This window comes from Pseudomonas sp. MOIL14HWK12:I1 (assembly GCF_000510705.1).
In the GTDB taxonomy this organism is placed as follows: domain Bacteria; phylum Pseudomonadota; class Gammaproteobacteria; order Pseudomonadales; family Pseudomonadaceae; genus Chryseomonas; species Chryseomonas oryzihabitans.
The window spans coordinates 505,731-529,194 of the sequence record NZ_KI783308.1 but is presented as its reverse complement, the minus strand read 5'-3'; the positions used below and the strand labels follow the sequence as shown (position 1 = coordinate 529,194).

23 protein-coding genes and 1 tRNA gene are annotated in these 23,464 nt (G+C 65.0%); 13 read left to right on the top strand and 11 right to left on the bottom strand.

Annotation, left to right across the window (positions count from 1 at the left end; genetic code table 11):
* Positions 1–54 precede the first annotated feature (54 nt).
* The 3 genes from infC to PSEK12I1_RS0120080 form a co-directional block, all read right to left on the bottom strand.
* Positions 55–588 carry a translation initiation factor IF-3 gene (gene infC / locus PSEK12I1_RS0120090; protein ID WP_007159201.1) on the bottom strand — a complete coding sequence of 178 codons (534 nt, stop codon included), beginning with the start codon at positions 586–588 and terminating at the stop codon, positions 55–57.
* Positions 589–608: 20 nt separating this feature from the next.
* Complete coding sequence (thrS, locus tag PSEK12I1_RS0120085) at positions 609–2,531, bottom strand: threonine--tRNA ligase (protein WP_027596901.1); 1,923 nt, start codon at positions 2,529–2,531, stop codon at positions 609–611.
* A gap of 206 nt (positions 2,532–2,737) precedes the next feature.
* Positions 2,738–3,019 carry a hypothetical protein gene (locus tag PSEK12I1_RS0120080; RefSeq protein ID WP_007159203.1) on the bottom strand — a complete coding sequence of 94 codons (282 nt, stop codon included), beginning with the start codon at positions 3,017–3,019 and terminating at the stop codon, positions 2,738–2,740.
* Positions 3,020–3,426: 407 nt separating this feature from the next.
* Between PSEK12I1_RS0120080 and PSEK12I1_RS0120075 the strand changes: the two genes are divergently transcribed.
* Together PSEK12I1_RS0120075 and PSEK12I1_RS0120070 are read left to right on the top strand one after the other, a co-directional pair.
* Positions 3,427–4,134, top strand: a complete 708-nt coding sequence (locus tag PSEK12I1_RS0120075) for a YfdX family protein (protein WP_027602715.1) — start codon at positions 3,427–3,429, stop codon at positions 4,132–4,134.
* A gap of 565 nt (positions 4,135–4,699) precedes the next feature.
* Positions 4,700–5,869: an MFS transporter gene (locus PSEK12I1_RS0120070; RefSeq protein WP_037007221.1), complete on the top strand. Its 1,170-nt coding sequence runs from the start codon at positions 4,700–4,702 to the stop codon at positions 5,867–5,869.
* A gap of 159 nt (positions 5,870–6,028) precedes the next feature.
* Here PSEK12I1_RS0120070 and PSEK12I1_RS0120065 read toward each other — a convergent pair.
* The 4 genes from PSEK12I1_RS0120065 to PSEK12I1_RS0120050 form a co-directional block, all read right to left on the bottom strand.
* Positions 6,029–6,105 (bottom strand) — tRNA-Val (locus PSEK12I1_RS0120065).
* Positions 6,106–6,194: 89 nt separating this feature from the next.
* Entirely contained in the window at positions 6,195–6,707 is a 513-nt protein-coding gene (locus tag PSEK12I1_RS0120060; protein ID WP_027596904.1) for a DUF2937 family protein, read from the bottom strand.
* A gap of 18 nt (positions 6,708–6,725) precedes the next feature.
* The gene (locus PSEK12I1_RS0120055; RefSeq protein WP_027596905.1) at positions 6,726–7,499 is read right to left on the bottom strand and encodes a class II glutamine amidotransferase; all 774 of its coding nucleotides are present in this window, start codon (positions 7,497–7,499) and stop codon (positions 6,726–6,728) included.
* Positions 7,500–7,597: 98 nt separating this feature from the next.
* Positions 7,598–8,071 carry a hypothetical protein gene (locus PSEK12I1_RS0120050; RefSeq protein ID WP_027602713.1) on the bottom strand — a complete coding sequence of 158 codons (474 nt, stop codon included), beginning with the start codon at positions 8,069–8,071 and terminating at the stop codon, positions 7,598–7,600.
* A gap of 89 nt (positions 8,072–8,160) precedes the next feature.
* On the opposite strand from PSEK12I1_RS0120050, the gene PSEK12I1_RS0120045 reads away from it, so the two are divergent.
* From PSEK12I1_RS0120045 to PSEK12I1_RS0120005, 9 genes are all read left to right on the top strand, one after another.
* Entirely contained in the window at positions 8,161–10,182 is a 2,022-nt protein-coding gene (locus PSEK12I1_RS0120045; protein ID WP_027602712.1) for a S9 family peptidase, read from the top strand.
* A 53-nt stretch (positions 10,183–10,235) separates the two neighbouring features.
* The gene (locus PSEK12I1_RS0120040) at positions 10,236–10,991 is read left to right on the top strand and encodes an SRPBCC family protein (RefSeq protein ID WP_027602711.1); all 756 of its coding nucleotides are present in this window, start codon (positions 10,236–10,238) and stop codon (positions 10,989–10,991) included.
* Between the two features lie 217 nt (positions 10,992–11,208).
* Positions 11,209–12,060: a MurR/RpiR family transcriptional regulator gene (locus PSEK12I1_RS0120035; protein ID WP_027602710.1), complete on the top strand. Its 852-nt coding sequence runs from the start codon at positions 11,209–11,211 to the stop codon at positions 12,058–12,060.
* Between the two features lie 41 nt (positions 12,061–12,101).
* Positions 12,102–12,677, top strand: coding sequence for a D-alanyl-D-alanine dipeptidase (ddpX, locus tag PSEK12I1_RS0120030; protein WP_027602709.1), 576 nt, complete (start codon positions 12,102–12,104; stop codon positions 12,675–12,677).
* Between the two features lie 106 nt (positions 12,678–12,783).
* Positions 12,784–14,349, top strand: coding sequence for an ABC transporter substrate-binding protein (locus PSEK12I1_RS0120025; protein ID WP_027602708.1), 1,566 nt, complete (start codon positions 12,784–12,786; stop codon positions 14,347–14,349).
* Between the two features lie 48 nt (positions 14,350–14,397).
* Complete coding sequence (locus PSEK12I1_RS0120020; protein WP_027602707.1) at positions 14,398–15,414, top strand: ABC transporter permease; 1,017 nt, start codon at positions 14,398–14,400, stop codon at positions 15,412–15,414.
* Position 15,415: 1 nt separating this feature from the next.
* Positions 15,416–16,291 carry a D,D-dipeptide ABC transporter permease gene (ddpC, locus tag PSEK12I1_RS0120015; RefSeq protein ID WP_027602706.1) on the top strand — a complete coding sequence of 292 codons (876 nt, stop codon included), beginning with the start codon at positions 15,416–15,418 and terminating at the stop codon, positions 16,289–16,291.
* Between the two features lies 1 nt (position 16,292).
* Positions 16,293–17,276 carry an ABC transporter ATP-binding protein gene (locus tag PSEK12I1_RS0120010; protein ID WP_027602705.1) on the top strand — a complete coding sequence of 328 codons (984 nt, stop codon included), beginning with the start codon at positions 16,293–16,295 and terminating at the stop codon, positions 17,274–17,276.
* Positions 17,273–18,256 (top strand): oligopeptide/dipeptide ABC transporter ATP-binding protein, encoded by a 984-nt coding sequence (locus tag PSEK12I1_RS0120005; RefSeq protein WP_027602704.1) that lies wholly within the window; start codon positions 17,273–17,275, stop codon positions 18,254–18,256. The genes PSEK12I1_RS0120010 and PSEK12I1_RS0120005 overlap by 4 nt, the downstream gene beginning before the upstream one ends.
* An 8-nt stretch (positions 18,257–18,264) precedes the next feature.
* Here the strand turns inward: PSEK12I1_RS0120005 and PSEK12I1_RS0120000 are convergent, their stop codons facing one another.
* Positions 18,265–18,714, bottom strand: coding sequence for a YcgN family cysteine cluster protein (locus tag PSEK12I1_RS0120000; RefSeq protein ID WP_007159211.1), 450 nt, complete (start codon positions 18,712–18,714; stop codon positions 18,265–18,267).
* Positions 18,715–18,849: 135 nt separating this feature from the next.
* On the opposite strand from PSEK12I1_RS0120000, the gene PSEK12I1_RS0119995 reads away from it, so the two are divergent.
* On the top strand, positions 18,850–19,446 hold the full coding sequence (locus tag PSEK12I1_RS0119995; RefSeq protein WP_027596916.1) for a nitroreductase family protein: 597 nt from the start codon (positions 18,850–18,852) through the stop codon (positions 19,444–19,446).
* Here the strand turns inward: PSEK12I1_RS0119995 and PSEK12I1_RS0119990 are convergent.
* Genes PSEK12I1_RS0119990 through rnd form a run of 3 tightly spaced genes read right to left on the bottom strand, consistent with a single transcriptional unit; the run spans position 19,431 to position 21,822 of the window.
* Positions 19,431–20,372 carry a D-2-hydroxyacid dehydrogenase gene (locus PSEK12I1_RS0119990; RefSeq protein WP_027602703.1) on the bottom strand — a complete coding sequence of 314 codons (942 nt, stop codon included), beginning with the start codon at positions 20,370–20,372 and terminating at the stop codon, positions 19,431–19,433. The genes PSEK12I1_RS0119995 and PSEK12I1_RS0119990 overlap by 16 nt on opposite strands.
* The gene (locus tag PSEK12I1_RS0119985) at positions 20,369–20,671 is read right to left on the bottom strand and encodes a YcgL domain-containing protein (protein WP_027596918.1); all 303 of its coding nucleotides are present in this window, start codon (positions 20,669–20,671) and stop codon (positions 20,369–20,371) included. Before PSEK12I1_RS0119985 ends, PSEK12I1_RS0119990 begins: the two co-directional genes overlap by 4 nt.
* Positions 20,668–21,822, bottom strand: a complete 1,155-nt coding sequence (gene rnd / locus PSEK12I1_RS0119980; RefSeq protein ID WP_027602702.1) for a ribonuclease D — start codon at positions 21,820–21,822, stop codon at positions 20,668–20,670. The genes PSEK12I1_RS0119985 and rnd overlap by 4 nt, the downstream gene beginning before the upstream one ends.
* A gap of 284 nt (positions 21,823–22,106) precedes the next feature.
* On the opposite strand from rnd, the gene PSEK12I1_RS0119975 reads away from it, so the two are divergent.
* Positions 22,107–23,411 carry an OmpP1/FadL family transporter gene (locus PSEK12I1_RS0119975; protein ID WP_027602701.1) on the top strand — a complete coding sequence of 435 codons (1,305 nt, stop codon included), beginning with the start codon at positions 22,107–22,109 and terminating at the stop codon, positions 23,409–23,411.
* The last annotated feature ends 53 nt before the right edge of the window (positions 23,412–23,464 follow it).

Here is a 23,464-nt window from a genome sequence, read left to right as displayed (position 1 = left end):
TACTCCGCATTGAGTGATTACGCATAACAGCAAGGCCTGCCAGTGCCCTGGTAGTTACTTTTTCTTCTTGGGGGCGATGACCATGATGAGTTGGCGTCCTTCCATCTTAGGATGCTGCTCAACGGCGCCATGTTCGGCGAGGTCAGCTTCGACCCGCTTCAACAGCTCCATGCCCAGCTCCTGGTGGGCCATCTCCCGACCACGGAATCTCAACGAGACCTTGGCCTTGTCCCCCTCGGTTAGGAAACGTACCAGGTTGCGTAGTTTTACCTGGTAATCCCCTTCTTCCGTCCCTGGACGAAACTTGATTTCTTTGACCTGAGCCTGCTTCTGGTTCTTCTTCGCCGCCGCGACTTGCTTCTTCTTCTCGAAGACGTGCTTGCCGTAGTCCATGATCCGGCAGACCGGGGGTACGGCGTCGGCGGTGATTTCCACCAGATCCAGCTTGGCGTCTTCAGCAGCCTGCAGGGCCTCCTGGATGGAGACGATGCCTACTTGCTGACCATCGGCGCCAATAAGGCGAACTTCCCGGGCGGTGATATTTTCGTTGATCGGTGCCCGGGGGGCGGCTCGCTTGTCTTGTCTCATGTCACGCTGCTTGATAGTGATTACTCCGAATCTTGCCGGCCACGCCGGGAAACCGCTTGCGTGAGCAGCTCGCGGAAACGCTCGATGGGCATGGAGCCCAGATCAACGCCTTCACGGGTACGCACGGCAACGGATCGTGTCTCAACCTCCCGGTCTCCAATGACCAGGAGATAGGGAACCTTGAGCAAAGTATGCTCGCGGATTTTAAAGCCGATCTTCTCGTTTCTCAAGTCGGCTTTGGCCCGGAAGCCCTCAGCGTTCAATTCGCCGACGACCTGCTGGGCAAAATCGGCCTGCTTGTCGGTGATATTGAGCACCACCGCCTGGGTCGGGGCGAGCCAGGCCGGGAACAGACCGGCATAGTGCTCGATGAGCATGCCGATGAAGCGCTCGAAGGAGCCGAGGATGGCGCGGTGCAGCATTACCGGACGCTGACGGCTGTTGTCCTCGGAGATGTAGCTGGCGTCGAGGCGCTCCGGCAGGTTCGGATCGTACTGCAGGGTACCGCACTGCCAGTTACGACCCAGGCAGTCCTTGAGGGTGAACTCGATCTTCGGCCCGTAGAAGGCGCCCTCGCCCGGCTGGTATTCCCACTCCAGACCCGAGGCATCCAGCGCATCGGCCAGAGCCTTCTCGGCGCGATCCCACAGCTCTTCGGAGCCGACGCGCTTGGCCGGGCGCGTGGAGAGCTTCATGATCACGTCGGTGAAACCGAAGTCGGCATAGACCTGCAGGGTCAGCTTGATGAAATCGGCCGCTTCCTTCTCCACCTGCTCTTCGGTACAGAAGATATGGGCGTCGTCCTGGGTGAAGCCACGCACGCGCATGATGCCGTGCAGGGCACCGGACGGCTCGTTGCGGTGGCAGGCACCGAATTCGGCCAGGCGCAGCGGCAGGTCGCGGTAGGACTTCAGCCCCTGGTTGAACACCTGCACGTGGCAGGGGCAGTTCATGGGCTTGACCGCGAAGTCGCGGTTTTCCGAGGCCGTGGTGAACATGTTCTCGGCGTAGTTGGACCAGTGCCCCGAACGTTCCCAGAGGATGCGATCGACCACCTGGGGCGTCTTGATCTCCTGGTAGCCGTGCTCGCGCTGGACCTTGCGCATGTACTGCTCGAGCACCTGGTAGACGGTCCAGCCGTTGGCGTGCCAGAACACCATGCCGGGCGCTTCTTCCTGCAGGTGGAAGAGATCGAGCTGCTTGCCGATGCGGCGGTGGTCGCGCTTCTCGGCTTCCTCGATGCGCTGGATATAGGCCGCCAGCTGCTTCTTGTCAGCCCAGGCGGTGCCATAGATGCGCTGCAGCTGCTCGTTCTTGGCGTCGCCACGCCAGTAGGCGCCGGACAGCTTAGTCAGCTTGAACGCCTTGAGGAAGCGGGTGTTGGGCACGTGCGGGCCCCGACACATGTCGACGTATTCCTCGTGGTAGTACAGGCCCATGGCCTGCTCCTCGGGCATGTCGTCGATCAGGCGCAGCTTGTATTCCTCACCCCGGGCCTTGAACACCTCGATGACCTCGGCGCGCGGCGTCATCTTCTTGATGACGTCGTAGTCCTTGTCGATCAGCTCGCGCATCCGCGTCTCGATGGCCGAGAGGTCATCCAGGGTAAAGGGACGCTCGAAGGAGATGTCGTAGTAGAAGCCTTCGTCGATCACCGGACCAATGACCATCTTGGCGGTCGGGAACAGCTGCTTGACCGCATGACCCACCAGGTGGGCGCAGGAGTGGCGGATGATCTCCAGGCCGTCCTCGTCCTTCGCGGTGATGATCTGCAGGTTGGCATCCTGCTCGATGAGATCGCTGGCATCGCGCAGCTGGCCATCGACGCGACCGGCGATGGTGGCCTTGGCGAGACCGGCACCAATGGACTGGGCGACTTCGGCTACGGTGACGGGCTTGTCGAATGGACGTTGGCTACCGTCGGGGAGAGTAATGACAGGCATGGCGCCTCCTCAACTCAGTGGTGACCCATACCAAGGGCCACATGGTGGGATTGGCCAGTAAGCAGCCGCACCGCTGGAAATCCCGCCGCACAGTGGCAGGGCCGCAAGGCATTCCGGGCGACGCGAAAGGATCACTGGAAAGTTTGGGACGGAAATCCTTTCAGAAACTGAGACCTGGCGCAACCTCGAGAGGAACAGTCGCCGGCTCAACGGGCCGCGTCGGGGTACTTCTTGAGGAACTGCTTCTGCATTTCCTGGCAATTTTCCATGAGCGCCTGGCGATCGGCCGGCGAGGTTTCCGGGGCATTGGCCCGCGCCAGGCACTGATCGATGGCCTGCTGCTCGTTGGCCCGATTGGCCGGCGTCGCATTGTGGCGATAGACATAGATGATGGAGCCGAAGACCACGACCGCGAACAGGATCGATAGCAGGATCAATCCCAGGCAGCCGCCTTTACCGATCTGCCGCCCTTCACCACCCTGCGTCATCACTCTCTCCTCGCGGTAACGGACCCCTGCTCGCGCCTTGGCGAAGCAACGAAGCCCCAAGAAAAATCGTCCGCCAGTCTACGTGAAAACCCATGGCATCACGACCGAGGCACGCGGTCACACCCTCCCGAGCAATCGGCAGAACCTTTATTCGCACTTCCGGAAAGTTCTAACGCGCAAACCAGACTCACGCCCGACCCGATCAATTCCGCCCTTCAATCAAGGCGCGGAAAGATCACGCGTAGTTAGCTGTGCCAACTTGTTCAGCGGCTATTCAAGAAAAGCCCCGCACCTATTAATCCAGTGTTAAGCGATACGGCGGAGTATCGATTCCAGGCACTGCAGAACCTGGTTCTGGTACCTGAGCGATAGCCTTACTTCAATTGCATATCCGCTGGAGGCAGCAAATGAACGTCAAGAATAAACTGGCAAAGAGCATGCTGGTCGTCGCCATCGTAGCCGCCTGCTCATCTGCGGCCATCGCCGCGAACCAAGCCCCCTCGGCAAACGAACTGGGTAGCTTCCAGGCCCTGTCCACCCAGGGACAACGGGCCTTTACCGACATCTCCGCCGCACGCCTGGAACTCTTCCAGGGGCAAACGAAGCAGGCGGTTTCCCATGTCAAGGACGCCCAGCAGGCACTCAAACTTGCGCAATCGGACAATACCGCGCTGAAAAAAGCCGCGAGCGAATTGCAGGTCAAGGATAATCAAGGCAAGGCCGATACCAGCACTACCATAACGTCCTGGCTACCCATCTGGGGCGATACCGTAGTACAGGACAGTTACATGGCCAGCCCGCAAAAAGTTAAGGCGGTGGCCGATGCCAATAACAAACTCAAGCATGGCGACGCCAAGGGTGCTGCAGAAACCCTGCGCCTGGCCGATGTGGATATCGACACGGCCATCGCCCTGGCACCGCTCAAGCAGACCATGACGGACGTCGACCAGGCGGCCAAGCAATTGGCCAGCGACAAGTTCTATGAGGCCAACCTGACGCTCAAGCAGGTTCAGGATGGCGTGCGCTACGCCTCGACGGCCCTGGACTTCACGGCGAACAAGCATGGGCTGCAGCCGGCAGGCTCCTTCACCGAAACCGTTAGCCCGAGCAGCTGATGGTTTGGCAGGGGCAACAGGGCGATCGCAGGGTCGCCCTGTTAAACGACCCGACACCTAGCAAGTCCGCCTGGACCCCAGCGCGGAGCAGGCAAACACGAAAGGGGCGGTCTCTCGGATCGCCCCTTTCCATTACCCGCCACCGATGCGGATGTTGTTACCTGGTCCAGCTGACCCAAACCCTACCCCTCCCGCACGGGCCTCGGCGAGACCTGTCCACAGCCGCTGACGCATGAACTTCAAGGTGCCGGACATAGACTGCCGCTGCAGGAGAGGCCGTCGGCGTGCGACTGCACCTGAGCCTGTCGCCATGCTGAGACTCCGCCCGCCCACGGATTCGCACAGGCTTCCACCCCCTCCCCGCAGGCAGAGCTACCCGGTCCTGCCGAGATACCTCGATGCCAGCCAGTTTTTAACCCACCCGGATCAGGCACGGCCTTCGCGCGCCGCAGATACAGCCGCGATATGCACGATTGTGCGCATTCTTGCTTAATCATGCATGATCAGCTAACACTGGTATGAGGTGTGATCACCCCTACCGTCATTTTTCTCCGGAGCCTCTCCAATGCAACATGTGCAACTCGCCGCCCAAGAGCCTTCGGGAGCGATCGAGCAATGGGCGACCCGCGCTGGCTTCCTCATTGCGGGTTCTGCCATGGCCGCGTGGGCACCCCTGGTGCCCGTCGCCAAGGCGAGGATCGGCGCCGATGATTCGACGCTTGGCCTTCTCCTGCTTTGCCTGGGCCTGGGATCCATTGTCGCGATGCCCATCGTCGGCATTCTCGCCAGCCGCTTCGGATGCCGCGCGGTGATCGCGACCAGCTCGGTAGCACTCGCCTTGGTGCTGCCGCTGCTTGCCGTCGCCGATTCGATCTTCGGCATGGCCATCGCCCTGGCCTTGTTCGGGGCAAGCGTTGGCGCGCTGGACGTCGCGATCAACATTCAGGCCGTGATTGTCGAGAAGGACAGTGGTCGCAACATGATGTCCGGCTTCCACGGCCTGTTCAGTGTCGGCGGGATCGTCGGCGCCGGCGGCATGAGCGTTCTGCTGGGGGCTGGAATCCAACCGCTGGTGGCGACCCTGGTGTTCAGCGCGCTGCTGATCGTGCTACTCGCGGTCTCGATCAAGGGTCTGCTGCCCTACGGCAATCATGACGCCGGACATACCCCGTTGTTTACACTGCCGCGCGGGATCGTCGCCTTCATCGGCTTGCTCTGTTTTCTGATCTTTCTCGGCGAAGGCGCGATCCTGGACTGGAGCGCCCTGTTTTTGATCGATGCGCATGGCGTCGACCCGGCGCAGGCCGGCTTCGGTTACACGGTATTTGCCTTGGCGATGACCATTGGCCGCCTGACCGGCGACTGGATCGTTAAGACGTTGGGCGGCCTGAAAGTGGTCGTAGGCGGCGGCCTGCTTGCCGCGGCAGGCTTCCTGATGGCGGTCCTGGCACCCACCCAGCCCTTTGCCTTCGCAGGCTTTCTGCTGGTTGGCCTCGGGGCTTCCAACATCGTCCCCGTGCTCTTCAGTGCCGCCGGACGGCAGACCCGGATGCCTGCAAGCCATGCCATTGCAGCGATCACCACCATCGGGTATGCCGGCATTCTCATCGGTCCGGCCGCGATCGGCTTCGTCGCGCAGCACTGGAGCCTGAGTGCAGCGCTGCTGCTGGTGGGTGGCGGAATGGCCTTCGTTGCGCTCACGTGGCCGATGACCGCCCGGCAGCGAGACGCCTAGCGCCTCGCCTTCGCCGAGGCAAAGACCAGGGCCGAGCAGTACGTCGCCGGGACCCATCTGAAGCCCTCACCGCTGGGACCCCAAATCAAATCCAAAACGAAAAAAGGCGACCCTTTCGGATCGCCTTTTTTCTTACCCGCCAGCAGTGCGGGTTTTGTTTGGTAGGCACGATTGGATTCGAACCAACGACCCCCACCATGTCAAGGTGGTGCTCTAACCAACTGAGCTACGTGCCTGCTGTGGGTGCGCATTCTACAGCGCGGGACTTTAGCGTCAAGCCCTTTTTTCAGCTAAACGCCTGAAAACGTGAAATTTTTTTTGAAGGCTAGGAAACCCGCCGGGCTGGACGCCGCGGATAGAGCAGGATTGAAAGCCAGAGCGCGAGGGTTTCCACCGTTATCGCCAGGGCCAAGCCCAGCCCTATCCCCCAGCCGATGGCTTCGGGGGTAAGCACTACCTGATAGCGATACTGCTGCAGGGTCTCGTCGCGCAGTTCGCTGTTGGGCCGTACCAGGATGTGCCAGGCCCGCTGGTACCAGGGACCCTGCAGCGCCTGCCACTCTTCGTTGAACAGCGCATTACGGCGCAGCAGTACGCCGAGGCTGTCGGCGTCGCTGCGAAAGACCGGATCCTCGCTGGCCCGGTAATGCGCCAGCAAGCCGTCGAGATTGCCTTCGAAGTACTGCTGCGCGGTCCGTCTGAAACCGCTCAGGGCCTGATCGGATTCGAGGCGATGGGCATCCACGCGCTGCTCGTAGTCGAGCATGAAGCCGGGGATCTGCACCCCTACCAGCAAGGCCAGGGTGAACAACAGCAGACGAATATAACTGCGCAGCATCGTGAAGTGGCTTCCTGTCTAGACGCGACCCTGGGAGACGATCTCGCCATCCCACCAGAGATGCCATTCCCCGGGCTGGTGCAGGGTCCAGACCTCGTCGGAGGTCAGCGGCTCGGTAGCGATGATGGTGACGACGTCATTGGGCGTGGTCTCGGCCTTGAAATCGATATGGACTTCCGCATCACGCAACTGGGCCGGACCGAAGGGGGCGCGGCGGGTGATATGGGCCAGCTTGGTGGTGCAGAAGCTGAACAGCCAGTCGCCGTCGCTGAGCAGGCAATTGAAGACGCCCTTCTTGCGAAAGCCGTCGCAGGCATTCACCAGCTGCGGCAACAGCATCTCCACCGGGACGGGTTCGGGAAAGCGCTCGCGGACCTGGTCCAGCAGGCTGCAAAAGGCCGTCTCGCTGTCGGTATCACCCACCGGCCGGTAGAAACGCGGCTCGGGATGGAAATCCTGCAGCTGGCCGTTATGGGCAAAGCTCCAATAGCGGCCGCCCAGTTCCCGTACGAAGGGGTGGGTATTGGCCAGATTGACCGACCCGACGTTGGCGTGACGGATATGGCCGATCACCGTGTGGCTCTTGATCGGGTAGCCCTGGACCAGCTTGGCCACCTCGGAATCGGCGCCTGGCAGGGCATCCTTGAACAGGTGCAGGCCCCTGCCCTCGTAGAAGGCCACGCCCCAACCGTCCCGATGCGGACCGGTACGTCCGCCCCGCTGCATGAGGCCCTGGAGACTGAAGACCAGATCCGTGGGCACGTTGGCACTCATGCCCAGCAATTCGCACATGTCCGTCCCTCCGGGGTGGCTGCCTGGTTCAACGGCGGCTGCAGCCGCTGCCCTTCGCAATCATGCTGAAGGGGTCACGTCCTGGGCGCAAGCCTGGATTACAGACGGGGTTCGACGCGCTCGCTGCGACCCCGGGGTTCGCGGCGTTCGACTGGGGTTGCCGGGGTCCGTGGGGTCATCGGCGATTCCGGTTGCGGATCATCCGTCGGCCCTTCGGCGACGACCGGCGCGGGACGCGGATGAGAGCGGCGGTACAGCCAGCGACAGAGGACGAAGATCAGGTAGAGCACCACGCCGATGGTGCCGGCAGCCGCCAGGTTGGCCACCGCCGACCAGGCACTGTTGCCCACCTTGAACACCAAGTCCAGCACCGTCACGGCGATGGCCGGGGCATAGAGGCCATGCTCGGCGTCCACCAGGGCCGGCGTCACCAGCAGCACGGCCACCACCAGCCGGATGGGTTCGCGCAGCCAGCGCCAGAGCCAGCCGGTGGCCTTGAAAGACACCACCAACAACAGCAGCGCGGCGATGGCGTAGACGGCCCAGGCGATCAGGTACTCTTGCTCGGTCATTGCGATCCATGGCGATAGCGGAAAGGAGAAGCCTATGATAGCGGTTTTGCCCCGCCCGCGTGTCTTTGCGCGGCACCCAAGGAGCCCGCATGACCCAAGCCCCCATTGCCCGCCGCGCCCCTGGCGACGATCCCTACGTCTGGCTGGAAAACCGTGACGCCCCCGAGGTGCTGGCGCACCTGGAGGCCGAGAACGCCTACCTGGAAGCCCAACTGGCACCCGAGGCCGCCCTCCGCGAGCAGCTGTTCGAGGAGATCCGCGCGCGCATTCGCGAGACGGATCTATCTCTGCCCGTCCCCCGCGGCGACTATCTCTACTATCAGCGTACCCAGGCCGGTGACGAATACGGCCGCAACTATCGCTGCCGCCGCCCGGCCAATGGCGACCTGACGCCCGATCCCGTGACCGAGGAATTGCTGTTCGACGGCAACGCCATCGCCGACGGCGGCTTTCTCTCCGTGGGCCGCTTCACCATCAGCCCGGACCAGACCCGCCTTGCCTACAGCCTAGATCAGGTGGGCGATGAGACCTACCGGCTCTATGTGAAGGAGCTGGCCACCGGCATGGTGACCGAACTGCCCTTCGAGGAATGCGACGGCAGCCTGACCTGGGCCAACGACAGCCGTACCCTGTTCTTTGGCGAGCGCGACGAATCCCATCGTCCGCACAAGCTCTATCGCTATCACCTGGGCGATGCCGAGCCGCAACTGGTCTTTCACGAGACCGATGGGCGCTTCTTTCTCGGCTGCTATCGTTCGAGCTCCGAGCGCAAGCTGCTGTTGCTGTCCCACAGCAAGACCACCAGCGAAGCCTGGGTGCTGGACGCGGACCGGCCGGACGAGGCCTTCGTCTGCCTGGCGCCACGCGAGGAAGGTCACGAGTACTTTCCCGATCATGGCGTCGATGGCTGGTACATCCGCAGCAACCAGGACGGCATCAACTTCGCCCTCTACCAGGCCGCCGAGAGCAGTCCCACCCGCGCGCACTGGCAACTGCTGGTGCCCCACGACCCCGAGGTGATGCTGGAGGATGCCAGCCTCGGCGCCAACGCCCTGGTGCTCAGCCTGCGTACCGCCGGACTGCCGATTCTGGAAGTCCGCCCCTACGGCCAGGCGCCCTATCGCGTCGACCTGCCGGACGAGGTCTACAGCCTGGATGCCATGGACGTGCTGGAATTCGCCAGTCCGGTCATGCGCCTGCGCTACGAGGCGCTCAATCGCCCCGCCGAGATCCGCGAACTGGACCTGGCCAGTGGCGCCCAGCACGTGCTCAAGCAGGTCCCGGTGGAAGGCCCGTTCGATGCCGACGCCTACGAGAGCCGCCGCCTGTGGGCCACCGCCGCCGATGGCACCCGCATCCCCATCAGCCTGGTCGGTCGTCGCGACCTGCCGCAGAGCGCGCCGCTCTATCTCTACGGCTACGGCGCCTATGGCCACAGCCTCGATCCCTGGTTCTCCCACGCCCGGCTGAGCCTGCTGGATCGCGGCGTGCGCTTCGCCATCGCCCATGTCCGCGGCGGCGGCGAACTGGGTGAAGCCTGGTATCGCAGCGGCAAGCTGGAACACAAGCAGAACACCTTCGACGACTTCATCGCCTGCACCGAGCATCTGCTGGCACAGGGCCTGACGACGCCGCAACAGGTGGTCATCAGCGGTGGCAGCGCCGGGGGTCTGCTGATCGGCGCGGTCGTCAACCAGCGGCCCGAGCTCTATGCCGCCGCCATCGCCGAGGTGCCCTTCGTCGATGTGCTCAACACCATGCTCAAGCCGGATCTGCCGCTGACCGTGACCGAGTACGACGAATGGGGCGATCCGAACGAGCCGGAGGTACGCGCACGCATCGCCGGGTACGCGCCCTATGAAAACGTGAAGGCCCAGGCCTATCCGGCCATCCTGGCGGTGGCGGGCTATCACGACACCCGGGTGCAGTACTGGGAAGCCGCCAAGTGGGTGGCGCGGCTGCGCGAGCGGCGGACCGATCAGGCGCCCCTGCTCCTGCTCAAGACCGAATTCGGCGCCGGCCACGGCGGCATGAGCGGGCGTTACCAGGCCTTGCGCGACGTGGCCCTGGAATACGCCTTCGTCTTCCGGGTACTGGGCCTGACCGGCTAGGGAACGGCGGGGGCTCTGGGCAGGTCTTTTCCACAGCTAAAGGAGAATCTGCCATGCACCTAGATGCCCCCACTCCCCCTCTCGCTCCTCCGCCTCGCGACGCCGCTGCTATCAAGGGCGTCGAACGCCTGGCCTCCGTGGCCGGCGGTGGTCTGCTGATCAGCCGCGGCCTGGCGCGTGGCGGTCTGCTCGGCCTGCTGACCGGCGCCACCGGTGCCTGGCTGCTGAAACGTGGCTTGCGCGGACACTGCTCGATCAAGAGTACCCTGACCAAGGTGCGTTTCGAACGCGACGTCCGCCGTTCGCTGGCCTGGCATTCGGCGGCCTCCCAGACCCGCCGGGTCGTCATCGCCCGCCCCCGCGATGAGCTCTATCGCTTCTGGCGCGACTTCTCCAACCTGCCGATCTTCATGCGCCATATCGAACGCGTGGACGTGCTCAACGACCGCTACTCCCACTGGGTGGTCAAGGCACCCATGGGGCGTTTCGAATGGGACGCCGAAGTCACCGACGACATCCCCGGCCAGTTGATCGGCTGGCGCTCGTGCGGTTACGCCGGCCTGAACAACCTGGGCTGGGTCAGCTTCGCCGACGTGCCCGGCGGTACCGAGGTGACGGCGGTCATGGCCTACGAGCCGCCAGCCGGTCGCCTCGGCCATCTGTTCGCCCGACTTTTGCGCCGCGACCCTGGCACCCGCATCGCCCAGGACCTGGCCGAGCTGAAGATCCTGCTGGAACGCGCCCATGCGGTCGGCGATCGCTACGGCGCCGTCGAGCGCACCTCGCGCATGGAGTCGCCGCTGGGTTGACCTCCGGCTGTGCGGCGGCGTCTCGCTCGGGATGCCGCCACCCTCCTCCCGAGCCGTTGAGCCGCTACTGGCTTATCTCCTAACGACCCCAAATCCCGCTTTGCGACACTTGGGTGACAACCGGCGTGTCGCCGCTTGCGACGCCTGGAAAACCGATGTTAGCTTTCGAACAACGGAGCGATTAATGACAGCTCGATAACATCGCAGGCTATCTGGTGTGACCAAGCCACTTTTCTTCCAAGCCCTCGAAGGCGCCTTTGCCAACCTCACCCCCACGGGCAAACGCGTCGCCGGCTACCTGTTGGCCAATCCGGAGAAGTTGCCCTTCGAGACCGCCGACAGCATTGCCCAGCGCACCAACACCACCGGCATCTCCGTGGGTCGGCTGCTGCGCTCGCTGGGCTATCGCAACCTCGACGACGTCAAGCAGAGCCTGAGAGACGAAGGCCTGGAAGCCTGGCGCATCACCGACCGCTTCAGTGCCTTTCGCCAGCAGAGCGGACGCAGCGATGCGCTGGACCGTTCCCTGGCCGCCGAGCTCGCCGCCATTGAGGACGTCTACCAGTTGGCCCGCGGCCCGGTGTTCGAACAGGTGGTCCAGCAGCTGACCGGCGCGGACGCCGTCTTCATCGCCGGCATCCAGACCACCCGCGGGGTGCTCGGCAGTTTCCACAGCCTGCTGGAATACATCCGTCCCAAGGCCTTCTACGTCGATGGCCTGTCGGGCACCTACGCCGACATCTTCAACAGCGGCTTCGCCCGTCCCTACCTGGTGGTGGCCGACTTCCGCGCCTATTCCAGCGTGACCCGCAAGCTCTGCGAAGCCGCACGTGATGCTCAGCTGCCCATGGCGCTGATCACCGACTACCACTGCCCCTGGGCCCGGGATTACCCCGCCGACCTGCTGCAGCTGCGCCTGGATGTCGACCAGTTCTGGGACTCCCTGGCCCCCCTCGCCTGCTTGCTCAACCTGCTGGTGTCAGCGGTGGCGGATCGCTCGGGTGATGCCCTGGAACAACGGCTGGCCAGTAACCGCGCCCTGCAGCAGCGCTTCGGACAATTCGAATGAGCCCTGGCCCTCTTCTTCACCCCAAGGAAGCACCCCGTACCGTGAACCATCCAGAACTCGTCGAGATCGACGCCCACCACTACGGCGTGGACATCCACCTGGTCTATGCGACCGCCGACAACCTGGCCGGCAAGGTGCTCTACCAGGACGCCCACTGCCTGCTGCACCGGGATGCTGCCGCCCGCCTGCACCGCGCCAGCGCGCTGGCGCAACAGGCCGGTCTGCGCCTCCAGGTGCTGGATGCCTACCGCCCGCCCTATGCCCAGCAACTGCTGTGGCGGGTGCTGCCCGATGCCCAGTACGTGAGCGATCCGGCGCAGGGCTCGCACCACAGCCGCGGCGTGGCCGTGGACGTGACCCTGCTCGACGAGACCGGTGAAGCCCTGGACATGGGTACCGGCTTCGACGACATGCGCGAGCTGTCGCACCTGTTCAATCCGGCGCTGCCCGCCGCCGCCCAGCGCAACCGCCTGCTCTTGCTGGGCATCATGCAGAGCGCCGGCTTCACCTTCATCCCCAGCGAGTGGTGGCACTTCGAACTGCCCGACGCCCGCCGTTATGCGCTGATCGACTACCACCATCTCAGCCCGGAGGAACTCGCCGCCCTGCTGAACTGATCCTGCCGGTGACCGGGTCATTCGAATCCGGCGCCGCGAGCCCTTCGCTCGACCACCTTGCCCACTGCCGAAACACCCATAAACCCAAACAATCCGAGGTACCGGCATGTTCTCGTCTTCGCGCACCTGCGTTTCATCGGCGTCCCGCGTGCTCGCCCTGGTTTCCCTGCTGGGCCTCGGCGCCTGGCAACCGGCCAGTGCCGCCACCGCGACCGACACCCTGGTCATCGGCAAGCCTGCGGATCTGCAGACCGTCGACCCGGGTGTGACCTTCGACAACAACGACTGGACCGTGACCTATCCGGCCTACCAGCGCCTGATGCGCTACAAGGTGGAAGACGGCAAGGGCAGCACCGACGTCGAGGGCGACCTGGCCAGCGGCTGGGCCGTCTCCCCCGACAACCTGGTGTGGACCTTCACCCTCAAGCCCGGCAACAAATTCGACGATGGCAGCGAGGTCACCGCCGAGGCGGTCAAGTTCTCGGTCGAGCGCCTGATGAAGCTCAAGCAGGGCCCGTCCAGCATCTTCCCGGCGGACATGACGGTGACCGTGGTGGATCCGCAGACGATCAGATTCACCCTGCAGAAGCCCTTCGCGCCCTTCCTCTTCGCCCTGGCCCACGACGGCGCCAGCGTGATCAACCCCAAGGTGGCCAGCACCCACGGCAAGGACGTGGACGCCTGGCTGGCCGGCCATACCGCCGGCTCCGGCGCCTATCGCCTGGCGGCCTGGCAGAAGGGCCAGTCGCTGACCCTGGAGCCCAACCCGCATTACGCCGGCAAGGCACCCACGCTCAAGCAGGTGGTGATCCGCATCATCGCCGAGCCTTCGGTACGCCGCCTGCAACTGGAACAGGGCGATCTGGACATCATCGAGGACCTGCCCGAAGACCAGGTCAAGGCCCTGGCGCAGAAGTCCGGTTTCGTCACCACCGCCTACCCCTCGCTGCGGGTGACCTACCTCTACCTCAACAACAGGCGCGCGCCCATGAACGATGTGAATGCGCGCAAGGCGGTGGTCGATTCCCTCGACTACCAGGGCATCGTCGAAGGCATCGCCATGGGCAAGGCCAAGCTCATGAACGGCCCGATCCCGGACGGCATGTGGGGGCATGACCCGAGTCTGCCAATGCCCAGGCAGGACTTGGAAGCGGCCCAGGCCGCCCTGGGCAAGGCGCCCAAGGTGCGGGAGCTGCAATTCCTCTACTCGGACAAGGACCCTGCCTGGGAGCCCATCGGCCTGACCCTGCAAGCCGGCCTGAGCACCCTCGGCGTCAACCTGAAGATGGAGAAGCTGGCCAACGCCACCTTCCGCGAACGCCTGGGCAAGGGCGATTTCGACGTCGCCATCGGCAACTGGAGTCCGGACTTCGCCGATCCCTACATGTTCATGAACTTCTGGTTCGACAGCACCAATGCGGGGCTGGCGGGCAACCGCGCCTTCTACAGCAATCCCAAGGTGGACCAGCTGCTGCGCGACGCCGCCAGCGTCAGTGACGTGGCCCAGCGCAAGGCGCTGTACCAGGAAGCCCAGAAGATCGTGGTGGGCGACGCCGCCTACGCCTACCTCTACCAGAAGGCCTACACGGTGCCGATGCGCGCCGCGGTGAAGGGGTACGTGTTCAACCCCATGCTCGAGCAGGTCTTCGATTTCGCTGCGATGTCCAAGTAAGGGCGACGGGTGCCGGCGCGTTCCGGCACCCGCCTCGCGAGGTATGCCATGGCCTTCTTCCATCTGCTGCGCAAGCAGCTGACCGATATCCTCATCGTGGTGATCGGGGTGTCCCTGATCACCTTCGTCATCTCCCACCTGATCCCGGGCGATCCGGCGCGGCTGATCGCCGGCGAGCGTGCCAGTGACGAAATCGTCGCCGGTATCCGTCAGCAGCTGGGTCTGGACCTGCCGCTCTACCAGCAATACTTCCGCTACATGGGGGACCTGCTGCAGGGCGATCTGGGCCAGTCGATCCGCACCCATCGGCCGGTGCTGGAAGACCTGCAGCTGTTCTTTCCGGCCACCCTGGAGCTGGCCCTGGCGGCGCTGCTGCTGTCGATCCTGACCGGCGTGCCGCTGGGCGTGCTCTCGGCGGTCTACAACAACCGCTGGATCGATCACATCAGCCGTACCCTGGCGGTGGCCGGCATCTCCACCCCGGCCTTCTGGCTGGGCCTGGGGCTGATCGTGCTGTTCTATGGGCACCTCGGCTGGCTGCCCGGCGGCGGGCGCCTGGACCAGGGGCTGACGCCACCGCCCACGGTGACTGGCTTCTATCTGATCGACACCCTGCTGGCGGGCGATCTCACCGGCTTCGTCAGCGCGGCCAGGCACCTGCTGCTGCCGGCGGTGACCCTGGCCTTCGTCAACCTGGGCGTCATCACCCGGCAGATCCGTGGCGCCATGCTCGAACAGCTGGGCGAGGACTATATCCGTACCGCCCGCGCCTATGGCCTGTCGCAGACCACCGTGGTGCTGCGCCACGCGCTGCCCAATGCCCTGATTCCCTCCATCACGGTAATCGGCCTAGCCCTGGGCGACCTGCTCTATGGCGCGGTGCTCACCGAGACCGTATTCGCCTGGCCGGGCATGGGCGCCTATGTGGTCAAGTCGATCCAGGCGCTGGATTTCCCGGCGGTCATGGGCTTTGCCATCGTGGTGTCTTTCATCTACGTCCTGCTCAACCGCTTCATCGACCTGCTCTACCGGCTGGTCGATCCCCGCATCGGCAAGGTGAACTAGCATGACAACCCTGACCGCCTCGCGCCCCGGCTGGCGCGAGCAGACCGCCTGGCTGGCCTGGCGCATCCGCCGCAATCCGCTGATGCTCACGGGGCTGGCGATCACCCTGCTGGTGCTGCTGTGCATGGTCGCCGCGCCCTGGCTCGCGCCCTATCAGCCCAACGCGCTGAAACTCACCGCCCGCCTGCAGCCACCCAGTGCCCTGCACTGGTTCGGCACCGACGAGGTGGGTCGTGACCTGCTCAGCCGGGTGATCTACGGCAGCCGCCAGTCGGTGGGCGTCGGCCTCTTCGTGGCCTTTGCCGCCTGCGCCATCGGCGGGCTGCTCGGCTGCCTGTCGGGCATCGTCGGCGGCGCCTTCGATCGCCTGATGATGCGCCTGATGGACATCATCCTCTCGGTGCCTTCGCTGGTGCTGATCATGGCCCTGGCCGCCGCCCTCGGGCCGAGCCTGTTCAACGCCATGCTGGCCATCACCCTGGTGCGCATCCCCTTCTATGTGCGCCTGGCGCGCGGCCAGACCCTGAGCATCCGCCAGCTGGCCTACGTCCAGGCCGCACGCACCTTCGGCGCCGGCAAGTGGCACCTAGTGCACTGGCACGTGGCACGCAACGCCCTGCCGCCGCTGCTGGTGCAATTCAGCCTGGACATCGGCAACGCCATCCTCATGGCCTCGGCGCTGGGCTTCATCGGCCTGGGCGCCCAGCCACCCACCGCGGAATGGGGCGTGATGGTTGCCAGCGGCCGCAATTTCATCCTCGATCAGTGGTGGTACTCGACCTTCCCGGGCCTGGCGATCCTGGTCACCGCCATCGGTTTCAACCTGCTGGGCGATGGCATCCGCGATCTGCTCGATCCTCGCCAAAAGGGCAAATGACATGGGCCAGCCCGTTCTGCACATCGACCAGTTGAATCTGGAATTTCCCGGCTTTCGCAGCAGCGCCAAGGCGCTCAACGGCGTCAGCCTGAGTGTGGCCCCCGGCGAGATCGTCGGCGTGGTGGGCGAGTCCGGCTCGGGCAAGTCGGTCACCGCCATGCTCACCCTTGGCCTGTTGCCCTCAGGCAGCTACCGGGTCACCGGCGGCAGCGTCAACCTGGTGGGCCACGACATGCTCGCCTTGAGCGAGCGCCAGCTGATGGAAGTTCGCGGCCGCGAGGCGGCAATGATCTTCCAGGAGCCGATGACCGCGCTCAATCCGACGCGACGCATCGGTCGCCAGCTGCTGGACGTGATCCGTCGCCATACCGCGCTGGATGCCGCCCAGGCCCGCGCCAGGGCGATCGAGTTGCTCAAGGACATGCACATCGCCGACCCCGAGCAGATCCTCGATCGCTATCCCTTCGAACTGTCCGGCGGCATGCGCCAGCGCATCATGATCGCCCTGGCCTTCTCCTGCGATCCGCAGCTGCTGATCGCCGATGAGCCGACCACCGCGCTGGACGTCACGGTGCAGCGCCAGGTGCTGCTCCTGCTGCGCGAGAAGGCGCGGGCGCGGGGCACCGCCATCCTGCTGATCACCCATGACATGGCGCTGGTCTCGCAATTCTGCGACCGCGTCTATGTGATGTACGCCGGCGGCATCGTCGAACAGGGAGCCACCGCGGCGGTCATGCAGTCCCCCCGGCATCCCTATACCCAGGGGCTGCTGGCCTGCCTTCCGGAAAAGGCGGTGCCGGGCAGCGATCTGGCCAGCATCCCCGGACAGGTGCCCAACCTGGCCCAGCTGCCTGGTGGCTGCAGCTTTAAGGAGCGTTGCAGCCGGCGCCATGAGCGCTGCGAGACACGCCCTGCGCTGCTGCCAACGGACACCCCCGATCACCTGAGCGCCTGCTGGCTGCAGGCAGAGGACGCCCCGGCATGAACACCCTTTCTCCGCCCGCCGTACCCTTGCTGGAGCTCAAAGGCATCGAGGTTCGCTATCCGGTGGGCCGCGACTGGCTCGGGCGCACCAAGGGCCAGGCCCATGCCCTCAACGGCATCGACCTACGGCTCTTTTCCGGCGAAACGCTGGGCGTGCTCGGTGAATCCGGCTGCGGCAAGAGCACCCTGGCCCAGGTCCTGATGGGGCTGGTGGCGCCGGTGAGCGGCACCCTCGCCGGCGCCGCCCGTGGCGAACGCAACATCCAGATCGTCTTCCAGGACCCGCAGTCCTCGCTGGACCCGCGCCTGCCGGTATGGAAGCTGATCACCGAACCGCTGGTGGTGCGGGGTCGCAGCTCCTCTGCCGAATTGCGCGCCCTGGCCGAGCGCCTGGCGCTGCAGGTCGGTATCCGTCCCGAATACCTGGATCGCTACCCGCACCAGTTCTCCGGCGGTCAGCGCCAGCGCATCGCCATCGCCCGGGCGCTGTCGTCGGATCCGGACATCATCATTCTCGACGAACCCACCTCGGCACTGGACATCTCGGTGCAGGCACAGATCCTCAACCTGCTGGCCCAGCTGCAACGAGAACGCGGCCTGACCTTCGTGCTGATCTCCCACAACGTCTCGGTGGTACGCCATCTGGCCGACCGGGTAGCGGTGATGTACCTGGGGCAGATCGTCGAGCTGGGGGCGGCGGCTGAGGTGCTGGAACAACCGAGTCATCCCTATACCCGGCTCTTGCTGGAGGCGGTGCCGCGCCTAGATCAGCCGCTCACCGGCAATGCCGCCGCGCAGCGTACCGAGTTGCCGGGCAACCGGGTGCTGCCGAGCGGCTGCTTCTTTCGGGATCGCTGTCCCCAGGCGGGTACCGGTTGCGAGCACCCTCAGGCGCTGTTGCCAGGCAGGTTGGCGGAGGTCCGCTGCCATCGGGCGGCGGGTCTTACGACGCCGCTACGGAACAGCCCAGCGGTGGTCTGAGGCCGGGATCAGCCCGCGCGAAAGATCAGATAGTCTTCCCAGTCGTCTTCGGCGACCTGGGTCTCGCTCAGCATGCGGCCGGACTGGGAGATGCCGGCCTTGTGCACCGCCTCGGGGTCGTCGCAGATCAGCGGGTGCCATTCCGGCAGGTCCTTGCCTTCGGCCACCAGGCGATAGCCGCAGGTGGGCGGCAGCCAGGCGAACTGGTCGGCCTGGGCGGGAGTGAGCTGGATGCAGTCGGGGACGAAGCGGGTGCGCTCGGCGTAGCGGCTGCACTGGCAGGTCTTGAGATCCAGCAGCTTGCAGGCGATGCGCGTGTAATAGACGGCGCCGTCGTCCTCGTCTTCGAGTTTCTGCAGGCAGCACAGGCCACAGCCGTCGCACAGCGACTCCCATTCCTGGGCATCGAGCTGGTCGAGGGTCTTGCGCTTCCAGAACGGCTGGGTGATGGCGGCCATGGCGGGGATCGTGGCAAAGAGAGGGGGCGCGCAGTCTAGTGCCGCACGCCGCGAGCGCCAAGCACCGTTCGCGCCCTTGTCGACTCCGCCCGGCCGGATTACCGTGCCGGATTCCCTTTCCTCCGTGGTGAAGCCATGACCAGCACCAGCCGTACCCCGCAATACCCCGTCGACGCGCAATTCGTGCAGCGCTGGTCGCCGCGCGCCTTCGAACCGGTCGCCATCGAGGAGGAGACGCTGCTCGGCTTCATCGAGGCCGCACGCTGGGCGCCCTCCGCCTTCAATGCCCAGCCCTGGCGCTTTCTCTATGCACGGCGCGGCGATGCCCACTGGGAGCTGTTCCTGAGTCTGCTGGCCGAATTCAATCGTGGCTGGGCGCAACACGCCTCGGCCCTGGTGATCATCCTGTCGAAGACCACCCTGCTGCGCGCCAGCAGCGGTGAGGAGGTCCCCTTCCCCAGCCACAGTTTCGATGCAGGTGCGGCCTGGGCCTACCTCGCGCTGCAGGCGACCAATGCCGGCTGGCACGCCCACGGCATGGCCGGGATCGACCGCGAAGGCATCCAGCGCGAACTCAAGGTGCCGGCGGCGTTCAAGGTCGAGCTGGCGGTGGCCATTGGCAAGCTGGGCGACAAGGCCAGCCTGCCGGAGTCCCTGCAGGGGCGCGAGCTGCCCAGCCCGCGCCTGACCGTCGAGGAGCTGGCGGTGGCCGGCCCCTATACCTTCGGCTGAGCGGCGAGCTCGACGGCGCCGCGCAGGGGCTGCCCCTGTCGCAGGCGCTGGAGATTGTCGAGGAACAACCGGACGGCCGCCGCCGGTGGCGTGGGTCCGGCGACATGGGCGGTGAGGTGCAGATTGGGCGTCTGCCAGAAGGGATGCTCGATCGGCAGCGGCTCCTGACGGAACACGTCCAGCACTGCGCCAGCCAGGTGGCCGCTTTCCAGCGCGGCGATCAGATCGGCGTCCACCACGCTGGTGCCGCGTCCGGCATTGATGAACAAGGCGCCGGCAGGCACGGCGGCGAAGAAGGCCGCGTCGTAGAGATCGCGGGTGCTGGCGCTGTCCGGCAGCAGATTGACCACGAAATCGGCCTCCCGCGCCGCCTGGTGCAGCTCTGAGAGCGGCACCACCCGCGCAAAGCCGGGCAGGATCCGCGCACTGCGGGCGACGCCGGTGAGGCTCATGCCGAACGGCGCGAGCAGGCGGGCGATGTCCTGGCCTATGTCCCCTGCCCCGACCAGCAACAGGCGCCGTCCGGCGAGGGTGCCTGGCGCCCGGGTATCCCAGCGTCCTTCCCGCTGACTGAGCTGACGCGTCGCCACCTGGCGCTCATGCTGCAACAGATAGGTCAGGACGTATTCGCCGATGCTCTGACCGAACAGACCCACCGCCCGGCTGAAGCGATAGTCGCATGGCAGCTCCGCGGCCAGCAGCGGCGCATAGCCGGCCCAGGTGGATTGCAGCCAGAGCGGCTTTACGCCCTGGCGCAGCAGGGCCGCAGCGCGATCGGGTTGGCCGAGCCAGTAGCACGGTTGCTGCGCCAGACGCACGGCCGCAGCCGGGTCCGCCGGCACCTGCAGGTCTAGCTCCGGCGCCAGCTGGCGCCAGGCATCGACATAGCCGGCCGGCGCGTCTTCCAGCAGCAGGACGGCGGTCATAGCGGATCGTTGAGACGCAGCAGTTCTTCGGGCAGGTGCTCGATATAGTCGTCGCGCTCCAGCTCCGGCGGCGGCATCTGCAGGTGGTAGCCCTGCTTGGCGATGTTCTCGAGGACCTTGGCGACGTCTTCTCGTGCCAGCTTGCGCTCGGGGGTCAGCACGAATTCGAAGGCCAGTGCCGGCGGGCCGAAGGCCGTGAGCAGGCCCTCGGGGACAGGTGTCAGGCCCTTGAGCTTGTCGACGTACAGGTACATTTCCGGCTTGCGCGGGCTTCGGTAGATGGAGCACAGCAATTTCATGGGGTGTCTTCCAGGGGCGCCGGCGGGGTGCGCTGCGCCTGCAGGTGATCGAGAAGGGCCTGGCCGAAGCGCTCGCGACGCCAGCCCCGCAGGTTGTCGGGCAACTGATAGTCGCCATCGGGCCAGCCGGTGCGCAGCAGGGCTTCGAGCACTTTCTTGCGCAGCATCAGTTCCGGCGCCATGCCCAGAGCCTCGGCGTCCCGTTCGCCGATGGCGCGCAAGGCCTTGAGCAACGGCGAGGCCTCGTGGGGCAAGGGCTCGGACTGCAGCGCCGGCCATTGCTCGGCCGGGGTGGCCACGCCTTCGGCGATCAGCGCCAGCAGGGTATCGCCATCCTGGCGCACGGTACGCGGGTGCATGTCGTCGATGCGCGCCAGGGCCTGCTTGTCGGTGGGCTGGAAACGCGCCAGCGGCCACAGCGAGCGTTCACGCAGGACATGGTTGCGCGGCTGGTCGCGCTCGCGGGCCTGGACCTCGCGCCAGTGGCAGAGCACCCGCAGCACCGCCAGTTGCTGACGCGACAGGCGCCAGGCCAGCTTGACATCGCGATAGGCTTCCCAGGGATCGCTGACGCGGCGCAGATTGGCCACCAGCTCGGCGCCATCCTCCAGCAACCAGGCCCGCCGCTGGTCATCCAGCCGCGCATCGAGATAGAGGTAGACGTCGACCAGATAGGTCACGTCGGCCGCCGCATAACGCTCCTGCAGGGGCGTCAGGGGGCGTTGCAGCCAGTCGGAGCGGGTCTCGTCCTTGGGTATGTCGATCTTGAGCACTTCGGCGACCAGCCGCGAATACCCCATGGAATGCGCCAGGCCCAGATAGGCCGCCGCCAGTTGGGTGTCGTACAGCGGCTGGGGCAGGCTGCCGGTCAGGCGCAGCAACACTTCCAGGTCTTCGCTGCAGGCGTGCAGCACCTTGACCACGGCCGGGTCCTCCAGCAGCGCGGCGAAGGGTGTCCAGTCGCCGATGCACAGGGGATCGACCAGGTAGGCCTGTTCGCCGTCGCCGATCTGGATCAGGCCGGCCTTGGGATAGAAGGTGTCGACCCGCATGAATTCGGTGTCGAGGGCGATGAAGGGCAAGGTCTGGCAGCGCGCGCAGAGGGCGGCCAGCGCCGCGTCGTCGCGGATCCAGTGAGGGGCAGAAGTCAAGGGCGCACTCCGAACAGATGAGCCGACAGTATAAGCCACCCTGGCACGATCTTCGGTGCCGCTCGACCCGCCTTTCCGGTACCGGAACGCATGGCATTCAGCGCCTTTCCAGGCGGGTTCGTCGGATGAACGCCGGCTGACCGCCCCGAACCAAACGTGACCGAATAGTTTTTTTTGTATTCGCAAGCAGGGCCTGCTAAAAGCTGAGTGTGCGCAGGTACTCACTCGGACTTGGGAATCCGCGGAGGTAAGCGCTTCTCGCCTTTCAATGGAGCTGCAAGAGCATGAAAACAATAAAACTGACCCTACTTGCATTGGCCGTTTCGAGCGCTTCCGGCTATGCCCTGGCGAACGGTCTGGCTATCAACGAACAAAGTGTCAGCGGGATGGGTACTTCCTTCGCCGGACGCTCTTCCTCCGCGCAGGACGCCTCCACCATCTATGGCAACCCGGCCGGCATGTCGCGCCTGGGTCGCGAGGTGTCCCTGGGCGGTGCCTACATCCATGCCAAGATCGACATCAAGGATGCCAGCGGCCGCTATGCCAACGGCCAGGCCGTTCAGGGCAGCAACGACGGCGACATGGTGCCCAACTCGGTGGTGCCCTTCGGCTACTTCGTGACCCCGGTGGATGACCGCCTGCACTTCGGCCTGGGTGTGTATGTCCCCTATGCGCTGATCAGCAACTACGAGCACGCCTTCCAGGGTCGCTACCAGGGTCAGGCGAGCAAGGTGGAAGTCATCACCATCCAGCCCACCGTCAGCTACAAGATCACCGACAAGGTCTCCATCGGCTTCGGTCCGACCATCAACCGCATCGAAGGCAAGCTCAACAGCAACGTCAACTTCGGCAGCACCCAGGATGGCCAGGTCAAGATCGACGGCGACGACACCGCCTACGGCTTCAACGTCGGCCTGCTCGCGGACCTGACCGATGACCTGACCTTCGGCCTGACCTACCACTCCAAGGTCACCTACAAGCTCAAGGGCAACACCGAGGTCACCGGCGCCAACAGCCAGGCCAGCCCGATCACCAACGCCCTGGTCAGCCGGCTCAACGGCAAGTATGACGCCAGCCTCAACATCACCCTGCCGGAAAGCAGCGACGCCTCCTTCACCTACCGACTGAACAACGACTGGACGATGTACGCCGGTGCCACCTGGACCCGCTGGAGTCGCCTCAAGTCGATCGACGTGGAGAACGAGGGCACCCCCACCCTGCCGGTGCTGGGTTCGCCCCTGGCGACCGTGACGGAAGAGCTCAACTGGAAGGACACCTGGTCCTACGCCGTTGGCGCGGCCTATCAGCTGAATCCCCAGTGGGTGCTGCGCGCGGGCATGGCCATCGACCCCTCGCCGGCCGACAACGGCAACCGCAACGTGCGCATCCCGGTGGGCGATCGCAAGACCTTCTCGGTGGGCGCCGGCTGGTCGCCGACCAAGGACATGACCATCGACGTCGCCTATGCCTACCTCTGGGAAGACGACGTGTCGATCAATCGCCCCGCCACCTCCACCAAGGCTGGCTACAGCGCCAAGTACGACAACAGCGCCCACGGTCTGGGTGCCCAGCTGACCTACCGCTTCTAAGCATCAGGGTCCGCTAGCGAAGCCGCCGCCAGGCGGCTTCTTGCTGTCTGGGC